Origin of the sequence: Pseudoxanthomonas taiwanensis, from assembly GCF_010093135.1 — a bacterium.
Taxonomy (GTDB): Bacteria; Pseudomonadota; Gammaproteobacteria; order Xanthomonadales; family Xanthomonadaceae; genus Pseudoxanthomonas; species Pseudoxanthomonas taiwanensis.
Genome location: NZ_PDWK01000092.1, coordinates 1 through 8,924, shown reverse-complemented (window position 1 = coordinate 8,924; position 8,924 = coordinate 1). Strand labels below are relative to the sequence as shown.

The window sequence follows — 8,924 nt, the reverse complement described above, 5'->3', positions numbered from 1 at the left end:
GCGGCCCCGGCGGGGAAGGTGCGCCTGGAAGTCCGAAAGCGGGCTTGTTTCAGAGCGCGGGACGCGCTTGCGGAGCGCTTGAGCAGCGAGAAATCCGCGCTGCCGACCGAGTCGGGGGCTTCGCCGGATCGAATTTCAACAGGCTGCTAGGCGATGCCACCCTGGCGGCGATGCGCGGGGTGTACGACCGCGCCGCGCTGATCGCGCTGCCGCCGGCGCTGCGCCGGCGCTACGCGCGCGGGGTCTACGGCCGCCTGCCGCCCGGCTGCCGCGGCCTGCTGATCACCCTGGAGTACCCGCAGGCGGAGAAGCAGGGCCCGCCGTTCTCCGTGCCGGAGGACGAGGTGCACGCCCTGTTCGACGGGGAATGGGACGTGGCGCTGCTGGAGCGGCGCGACATCCTGGCGCGCGAACCGGGCTTCCGCGCCGAGGGCGTGACCGCGTTGTCCACCGCGGTCTACCGCCTGCGGCGCCGCTGACCGCCCCACGCCCGCCGCGGGCGGCGCGCGTCAGTCCCGGGCCGGGCCGTCGCCCAGCCTGGACAGCTGGTAGTTCTCCAGGCCGATCATGCGGATCAGGCGCAACTGCTGCTCCAGCCAGTGCGCGTGGTCCTCCTCGGTGTCCCGGAGCTGGGCCAGCAGCATGTCGCGGCTGACGTAGTCCTGCTTCTCCTCGCACAGGCGGATGGCCGCGGCCAGGTTGGCGCGCACCTCGTACTCCACGCGCAGGTCGGCCTCCAGCATCTCCACCACGGTCTTCCCCGGGGTGATGGGATGCGGACGCATGTCCGGATCGGCGCCGAGGAACAGCAGGCGGCGCAGGATCGCGTCGGCGTGCGCGGTCTCCTCCTCCATCTCGTGGTGGATGCGCTCGTACAGCGCCTTCAGGCCCAGGTCCTCGTAGCGGCGCGAGTGCAGGAAATACTGGTCGCGCGCGGCCAGCTCGCCGCGCAGCAGCTCCTTGAGGCATTCGATGACTTCGGGATGGCCTTCCATCACGGGCTCCGGTGGGGAGGGAACTGCGCACCAGTGTGCCGCAACGGCCGCGGCGGTGTTCCAATCGGAATCAATCTCAAACGCAGTTGCTCCGGCGCATGGATAATCGGGCGGCCGCACCCGGGGAGGGACACCATGCTGCGCTGGATCCACCGTGCGTTGGGAATGCTGCTGGTCCTGGCCCTCGCGGCCACGGCCCTGGCTTGGTGGATACTGCGCGGCAGCCTGCCGCGGCTGGACGGGGAGCTGGCCCTGCCCGGCCTGCAGGCGCCGGTGGCGGTGCGGCGCGATGCGCTGGGCGTGGTCACCATCGAGGCCGCCAGCGCGGCCGACGCCGTGCGCGCACTCGGCTTCGTCCATGCCCAGGAGCGCTACTTCGAGATGGACCTGATGCGGCGCGCCGCCGCCGGCGAGCTGTCCGCCCTGCTCGGACCGGCGGCGCGGCGGGCCGATCGTGCCCGCCGCGTGCACCGCATGCGTGCGCGCGTCGAGGCCGCCCTGCCCGCCTTCGCCGGCGACCGGGCCGACCACCTGCAGGCCTATGCCGAGGGCGCCAATGCCGGCCTGGCCGCGCTGCGCGTGCGCCCCTGGCCCTACCTGCTGCTGCGCCAGGCGCCCGCCCCCTGGCAGGTGGCCGACTCGGCCCTGGTCGGCATGGCCATGTATTTCGACCTGCAGGACGCGGCCAACACGCGCGAGCTGGAACTGTGGCGGTTGCGCCGGCACCTGCCGCCGGCGCTGTACCGGCTGCTGGCGCACGACGGCAGCCGCTGGGACGCGCCACTGCTGGGCCGGGTACGCGGCGACGCGCCCCTGCCCGGGCCGGGCGAGGTGGACCTGCGCGCGCTGCCGGCCCCGGAACACAACGGCGGCATGGAGGCCGACGACCACGGCGCGCCGGGCAGCAACAACCTGGCCGTGGCCGGCGCGCTGACCGCCGACGACCGCGCCATCGTCGCCAACGACATGCACCTGGCCCTGCGTGCGCCCAACCTGTGGTTCCGGGTGCGGCTGCGCTATCCGGACCCGCGCGCGCCGGGCGGGCGGGTGGATGTGGCCGGTTTCTCGCTGCCCGGCCTGCCGGCGGTGATCGTCGGCAGCAACGGCCACGTGGCCTGGGGCTTCACCAACAGCTACGCCGACACCGCCGACTGGTTCGCGGTGCCCCCCTGTCCCGCCACGGGCGATGCGCCGGCAGGCTGCGAGCCGGTGCAACGCCACCGCGAGCGGATCGGGGTGGCCGGCGGCACGCCCGAGGTGCTGGAGGTGGAGGAGACCCGCTTCGGCCCCATCCTGCATCCGTCCCGCGACGGAGAGCCGGCGCTGGCGCTGCGCTGGGTGGCGCACCTGCCCGGCGCGCTGGACGTGGGCCTGGCCGACATGGCCCTGGCCGGCGACCTGGACGCCGCCCTGGCGGTGGCCGCGCGTGCCGCCATCCCCGCGCAGAACCTGGTGCTGGGCGACCGCCACGGCCGCATCGCCTGGCGCATCACCGGGCCGCTGCCGGAGCGCGCGGACGGCTGCCCGCCCTCGCTGGCGGAGGCCGGGCCGGCGCTGCCACCGCCGGACTGCACGCCGTGGCCGATCAGCACCGCGCTGGCACCGGTGCTGGCCGATCCGCCGGGCCACCGCCTGTGGACCGCCAACGCACGCACGCTGGACGGCGCGGCGCTGGCCACGGTGGGCGATGGCGGCTACGCGCTGGGCATCCGCGCCTGGCAGATCCGCGAGCGCCTGCTGGCGCAGGACCACTTCGACGAGGCCGCCCTGCTGGCCATGCAGCTGGACGACCAGGCCCGCCTGCTCGGCGACTGGTGGCGACTGCTGCAGGACGAGGCCCGTCGCCAGCCCGGTTCGGCGCTGGCGCGGCTGGCCGCCGTGTCCGACTGGGACGGCCACGCCTCCATCGGCTCGGTGGCCTACCGGCGGGTGCGCGACTGGCGCGGCGCGGTGCACGCCCGCATCGCCAGGGGCCTGGCCGCGCCGGCCGCCGCGGCGCTGGGCGGGGAATTCCGCCTGCCCGCCCTGCCGCAGCTGGAAGGCGTGGTCCGGCCGCTGCTGGCGCAGCGTCCGCCGCACCTGCTGCCGCGCGGCTTCGCCAGCTGGGAGGCCCTGCTGGAGGACGCGGCGCGGCAGGTGCTGGAACGCGAGGGCGACGGCACGCCGGCCAGCTGGGGCCGGATCAACACCGCGCGCATCTGCCACCCGCTGGCCGGCGCCCTGCCCGGCCGGCCGGGCCGGTGGCTGTGCATGCCGGCCGAGCCGCTGCCCGGCGACACCACGGTGCCGCGCGTGCAGCAGCCGGTCTTCGGCGCATCGCAGCGCATGGTGGTCGCGCCCGGGCACGAGGACGAGGGCATCGTGCACATGCCCGGCGGGCAGCGCGGCCATCCGCTCTCGCCGTTCTGGGGTGCCGGCCACGACGACTGGGTGCACGGCCGGCCCACGCCGTTCCTGCCCGGCCCCGCCCGCCACGAGCTGCGCCTCCACCCGGCCCTGTAGGAGCCGCGTGCGCGGCGATCCGGCCTGGCGTACCCGAAGCCGTGTCCGACCGCCACGCCGGACGGGCCACCCACGCGCGGCCCGGGAGCACGCGACGCGACCGGACACACCTCCGCCGCGTCGCCGCTGGCGCGGCTCGCGCAGGTTCCCTCAGCCGGCCAGCGCCTGCGCGTGCACGCCGGCCACGGCGCGGCCGGAGGGGTCGGCCATCTTCGCGAAGCTCTCGTCCCAGGCGATGGCCGCCGGCGAGGAGCAGGCGATGGACTTGCCGCCCGGCACCGTGGCCGCCGCCGCGGGCGTGGGATAGAAGCGTTCGAAGATGCTGCGGTACAGGTAGGCCTCCTTGGTCTGCGGCGGGTTGACCGGGAAACGCTTGTCGGCCGCGGCCAGCTCGCGGTCGCTGACCTGCGACTCGGCGTACGCCTTCAGCCCGTCGATCCAGCCGTAGCCGACGCCGTCGCTGAACTGCTCCTTCTGCCGCCACAGGATCTCCGGCGGCAGGTAGCCCTCGAACGCGGCGCGCAGGATGCCCTTCTCCATGCGCTGCGGGCCGTCGCTGCCACGCCGCACCATCTTGTGCGCGGCGTCCATGCGCATGGCCACGTCGAGGAACTCGCGGTCCAGGAAGGGCACGCGCGGCTCCACGCCCCAGGCCATCATCGACTTGTTGGCGCGCAGGCAGTCGTAGTTGTGCAGTGCGTCCAGCTTGCGCACCAGCTCCTCGTGGAACTCGCGCGCGCTGGGCGCCTTGTGGAAGTACAGGTAGCCGCCGAACACCTCATCGCTGCCTTCGCCGGAGAGCACCATCTTCACGCCCATGGCCTTGATCCGCCGCGCCAGCAGGAACATCGGCGTGGAGGCGCGGATGGTGGTCACGTCGTAGGTCTCGATGTGGCGGATCACCTCCGGCAGCGCGTCCAGGCCCTCCTCGAAGGTGTATTCGAAGCCGTGGTGCACGGTGCCCAGCGCCTCGGCCGCCACCGCCGCCGCAGCCAGGTCGGGCGAGCCCTTCAGGCCGATGGCGAAGCTGTGCAGGCGCGGCCACCACGCCTCGGAACGGTCGTTGTCCTCGATCCGGCGCCGCGCGTAGCGCGCCGCCACCGCCGCCACCAGCGACGAGTCCAGGCCGCCGGACAGCAGCACGCCGTAGGGCACGTCGCTCATCAGCTGGCGGTGCACCGCCGCCTCGAAGGCCTCGCGCAGTTCCTGCAACGGCACCTCCACGCCCTCCACCGCGGCGTATTCGCGCCACGGCCGTTCGTAGTAGCGGGTGAGCCGGCCGGTGGCGGTGTCGTACCAATGGCTGGGCGGGAACTGCGCCACGTCGGCGCACTCGTCCACCAGGGCCTTCATCTCCGAGGCCACGCGCAGGCGGCCGGCGCGGTCGTGGCCCCAGTACAGCGGCACCACGCCGATCGGGTCGCGGGCGATGATCGCCCGGCCCTGCGCCCTGTCCCACAGGGCGAAGGCGAAGATGCCGTTGAGCCGGTTGAGGAAGGAGACCGGCGCGTCCTCGCGGTACAGCGCGTTGATAACCTCGCAGTCCGAACCGGTCCGGAAGGCGTAGGGCTGGCGCAGCTGCGCGCGCAGCTGGCGGTGGTTGTAGATCTCGCCGTTGACCGCCAGCGCCAGCCGGCCGTCGTCGGACAGCAGCGGCTGCGAACCGCCGGCCGGGTCGACGATGGCCAGGCGCTCGTGGACGAGGATCGCGCCCTCGTCCAGGTACACGCCGCTCCAGTCCGGGCCGCGATGGCGCTGGCGCTGGGACAGGTCCAGCGACTCCCGTCGCAGGGCCTGCAGGTCGTCGCCGGGCTGCAGGCCGAAGATGCCGAAGATCGAACACATGGTCGGTTCCCCTGGTGGTGGTGGTCGGATCGCGGTGGCGGTGCGGGCACAAAAAAACCCGCATCGGCCGATGCGGGTTTTCGTGGTGACCTGGCGCCTTCCGTCTCTATGCCTGGTCGTCGCGCACCCGCATCGGCCGCGCACGGTTGCCCGCCGCGTTGTCGTTGCGGTTGGTCGCGTTGGCGTTGGCATGGAACGGAGGCATGCGCCGACCGTAGCGCGGCCCCGGCCGCTCCGCAACCGTTGCTTCGGCAACTGACGTCGCGCTCACGCCCGGCCGCCAATACTCATCCGGCTAGCCGGGCCCGTGGCCCGAGGGGAGACTCGCTTGAACGACACCACCCAACGCCTTGCCCGTACCGCACAGGTGGTCAAGCGGCTGGCGCGGCACCGCCGCGTGCTGACCGGCCTGGACTGGACCCAGGCCCCGCCGGCCGACACCGCCCTGGCCCCGGCGTCCGGCACCGCGGCCGCCGAGGCGTTCGCCGCCGACCTGGAGGCGCTGGGCCCGGCCTTCATCAAGCTGGGCCAGTCGCTGTCCACCCGCCCCGACCTGGTGCCGCCGGCCTACATCGAGGCCCTGGACCGCATGCAGGACGAGGTCGCACCGGTGGAGACGGCGGTGATCGAGAAGGTCATCGAGGAGGAACTGGGCGTGCGCCCCTCGCGCCTGTTCCTGCACTTCGACCCGGTGCCGCTGGCCGCCGCCTCGCTGGCGCAGGTGCACCGCGCGGTGCTGCGCGACGGGCGCGAGGTCGCGGTCAAGGTGCAGCGCCCGGGCGTGGACGCGTCCATCCGCCTGGACCTGGAGGTGCTGGCCGGGCTGGCCGTCACCGCCGACACCCTGACCCAGACCGGCCGCCGCCTGCACTTCGCCGACTGGATCGCCGAGTTCCGCAAGGTGCTGCTGCTGGAGCTGGACTACTGCCGCGAAGCGGAGAACCTGGACCGCTTCCGCGGGAACCTGGCCCGGTACGGCCACCTGCGCGTGCCACGGCCGCTGTGGGGCATGGTCAGCCCGCGCGTGCTGACCATGGAGCTGGTCCACGGCACCAAGGTCACCGCCATCTCCGGCCTGCGCCGCACCGAGATGGACCTGGCCACGCCGGCCGCCGAGCTGATGCGCGCCTACCTGGACCAGGTGTTCGTCAACGGCGACATCCACGCCGACCCGCACCCCGGCAACGTGCTGCTGTGCGACGACGGGTGCCTGGCCCTGCTCGACCTGGGCATGGTCACGCAGATCCCCCCGCGCATGCGCGAGCGCCTGCTCAAGCTGCTGTTCGCCGCGGTGGACGGCCGCGGCGAGGACGTGGCGCGCGAGCTGGTGGCCATCGGCGTGCGCCTGGAGGACTTCGACGCGGCCGCGTTCTGCCGCGACACCGGCCAGCTGGTGGCGCGCTACGCCACCAGCGGCCGCGCAACCTCCGAGGGCCGGCTGCTGCTGGAGCTGGTCGGCTGCGCCGCCGAGCACAGCCTGCGCGTGCCGCCGGAGATCAGCCTGCTGGGCAAGACCCTGCTCAACCTTGAGCGGGTGGCCGACGCGCTGGATCCGCACATGGACGTGCGCCGCCTGGTGGAGTCGCATCTGCAATCCATCATGCGCGCGCAGCTGCGCCGCGCCTTCTCCGCCCCGGTGGTCGCCAGCGAGCTGCTGGAGGTGCAGGGCCTGCTGCGCGACGCGCCGCGCAAGCTTTCGGACACGCTCTCGCTGCTGGCCGAGAACCGTCTGCAGGTGCGCCTGGCCGGGCTGGAAAACTCGCCGCTGATGGAGAACCTGCAGAAGATCGCCAACCGCATCGCCGCGGCGGTGGTCACCGCGGCGCTGCTGCTGTCCTCGGCGATGCTGATGCGGGTGGAGACCCAGGCGCGGCTGTTCGGCTACCCGGCACTGGCGGTGCTGCTGTTCCTGGTCGCCGCCGGGCTGGGCCTGACCATCGCCATCAGCGCCCTGCTGCGCGACCGCCGCGCCCGGCCGGACGAACAATCCGGGCCCAACTAGGCCGCTCCGCCGCTGGCCACGCACACGCGGTTGCGTCCCTCGCGCTTGGCCCGGTACAGGGCGCCGTCGGCCGCACCGAGCAGCCCGGCCACGTCGCCCGCCGGCGGCCAGGCCACCGCCACGCCCATGCTGAGGGTGCAGGCCGGCCCGCCGCCCGCCGCGCTGCGCTCCACCTCCCCGCGCACCGCCTCGGCCCGCGCCACCGCCTCGTCCAGGCCGACGCCGGGCAGGACCAGCACGAACTCCTCGCCGCCGTAGCGCGCGGCCATCTCGTCCACCCCGTGCACGGCGGCAGTCAGGATCGCTGCCACCCGGCGCAGCAGCGCGTCGCCGGCCTGGTGGCCGAGGCCGTCGTTGTAGCGCTTGAAGTGGTCCACGTCGACCATCACCAGCGCCAGCGGTTCGCGGTGCACGGCGCAGCGCTGCCAGCCGCGCGCCAGCGCGCACTCCAGTGCGCGGCGGTTGGGCACGCCGGTCAGCCCGTCGATCACCGCCAGCTCGGCCAGCTTGCGGTTGGCCTGTTCCAGTTCGGCGGTGCGCTCGGCGATCCTGCGCTCCAGCTCGCGGTTGCGCTCGTTGACCCGGTGCACGCGCAGCCGCACCAGCGCGGCGGCCGCGGCCAGCACCGCCAGCAGGAACAGCAGCCGCACCGGCCAGCGCTCGTACCAGAACGGCTGGAAGCGGAACGCCAGCCGCTCCGGCCCGGCCTCCACGCCGCCGCGCACGCGGCCCTGGTATTCCAGCGTGTGGTCGCCCGGCGGCAGGTGCTGCAGCAGCAGGTCGCGGTCGCCGCTCCACTCCGACCAGCGCGCCTGGTAGCCCGGGATCCGGTAGCGGAACTCGAATTCGCTCTCCATCGCCGACAGGCCCAGGCGCAGGCCCACGGCCGCGCCAGGCGGCACCGGCAGTGGGGCGGCGGGCTGCCGGGGCAGCAGCTCCAGGCTGCCGTCGGCGTGGCGCAGCTGGATGCGGTCGATGCGGCTGCGCGGCCGCCACGCCGGCCCCGCGTCGAAGGCCGGGTCGAATTGCAGCACCTGCGCGCGCGCCAGCACGCGCAACCGGCCGTCCTCCTGCAGCTCCACCTTGCGGTAGCCGGGGACACGGCCGCCGCCGGTGCGCAGCAGCCGGAAGGCGTGCTCTCCCGGCGGGCGCCACCATATCCGCTGCGAGGTCCAGACGAAGGTGCCGGCGGCGTTGCGCGCCGCCGCCAGCTCCCAGGGCCGCTCCAGGCCCGGCAGCTCCGGCAGCCGCGCGGGGACGAAGCGTCCGGCGCGCAGCCGCTGCACGCGCGTGCCGGAGATGGCGAACACGGTGTCGTCCAGCAGCAGCAGGCGGGTGCCCAGTTCCGGGTCGGTCTCCAGGCCCGCCTCACTGCCCAGGTGTTCCTGCTCCAGCAACCGCCCGCTGTCCGCTTCGAAGCGCCAGCGGTGCACGCCGCCCAGCGGGTCGCCAGCTAGCAGCCTGTTGAAATTCGACCCGGCGAAGCCCCCGACTCGGTCGGCAGCGCGGATTTCTCGCTGCTCAGGCGCTTCGCAAGCGCGTCCCGCGCTCTGAATAAGCCCGATTTCGGGCTTCCGGGC

Annotated in this window: 6 protein-coding genes; 3 read left to right on the top strand and 3 right to left on the bottom strand. The window is 74.0% G+C overall.

Annotated features, from left to right (window positions below; translation table 11 throughout):
- On the top strand, window positions 1–479 hold a 479-nt coding region (locus tag CR938_RS13130), incomplete at its 5' end, for a class I SAM-dependent methyltransferase (RefSeq protein WP_484573185.1).
- A 30-nt stretch (window positions 480–509) separates the two neighbouring features.
- On the opposite strand, the gene bfr is transcribed toward CR938_RS13130, so the two are convergent.
- Complete coding sequence (gene bfr / locus CR938_RS13125) at window positions 510–995, bottom strand: bacterioferritin (RefSeq protein WP_162125430.1); 486 nt, start codon at window positions 993–995, stop codon at window positions 510–512.
- 135 nt (window positions 996–1,130) lie between these two features.
- Here bfr and CR938_RS13120 point away from each other — a divergent pair, with 135 nt between their 5' ends.
- Window positions 1,131–3,497, top strand: a complete 2,367-nt coding sequence (locus CR938_RS13120) for a penicillin acylase family protein (RefSeq protein ID WP_162125429.1) — start codon at window positions 1,131–1,133, stop codon at window positions 3,495–3,497.
- 150 nt (window positions 3,498–3,647) lie between these two features.
- Here CR938_RS13120 and asnB read toward each other — a convergent pair whose 3' ends face one another.
- The gene (gene asnB, locus CR938_RS13115; RefSeq protein WP_162125428.1) at window positions 3,648–5,342 is read right to left on the bottom strand and encodes an asparagine synthase B; all 1,695 of its coding nucleotides are present in this window, start codon (window positions 5,340–5,342) and stop codon (window positions 3,648–3,650) included.
- A 328-nt stretch (window positions 5,343–5,670) separates the two neighbouring features.
- Here asnB and CR938_RS13110 point away from each other — a divergent pair, with 328 nt between their 5' ends.
- Window positions 5,671–7,344, top strand: coding sequence for an ABC1 kinase family protein (locus CR938_RS13110; protein ID WP_170296532.1), 1,674 nt, complete (start codon window positions 5,671–5,673; stop codon window positions 7,342–7,344).
- Here the strand turns inward: CR938_RS13110 and CR938_RS13105 are convergent.
- Window positions 7,341–8,777: a GGDEF domain-containing protein gene (locus CR938_RS13105; protein ID WP_162125427.1), complete on the bottom strand. Its 1,437-nt coding sequence runs from the start codon at window positions 8,775–8,777 to the stop codon at window positions 7,341–7,343. The two genes, CR938_RS13110 and CR938_RS13105, sit on opposite strands and share 4 nt — an antisense overlap.
- Window positions 8,778–8,924: the final 147 nt, after the last annotated feature.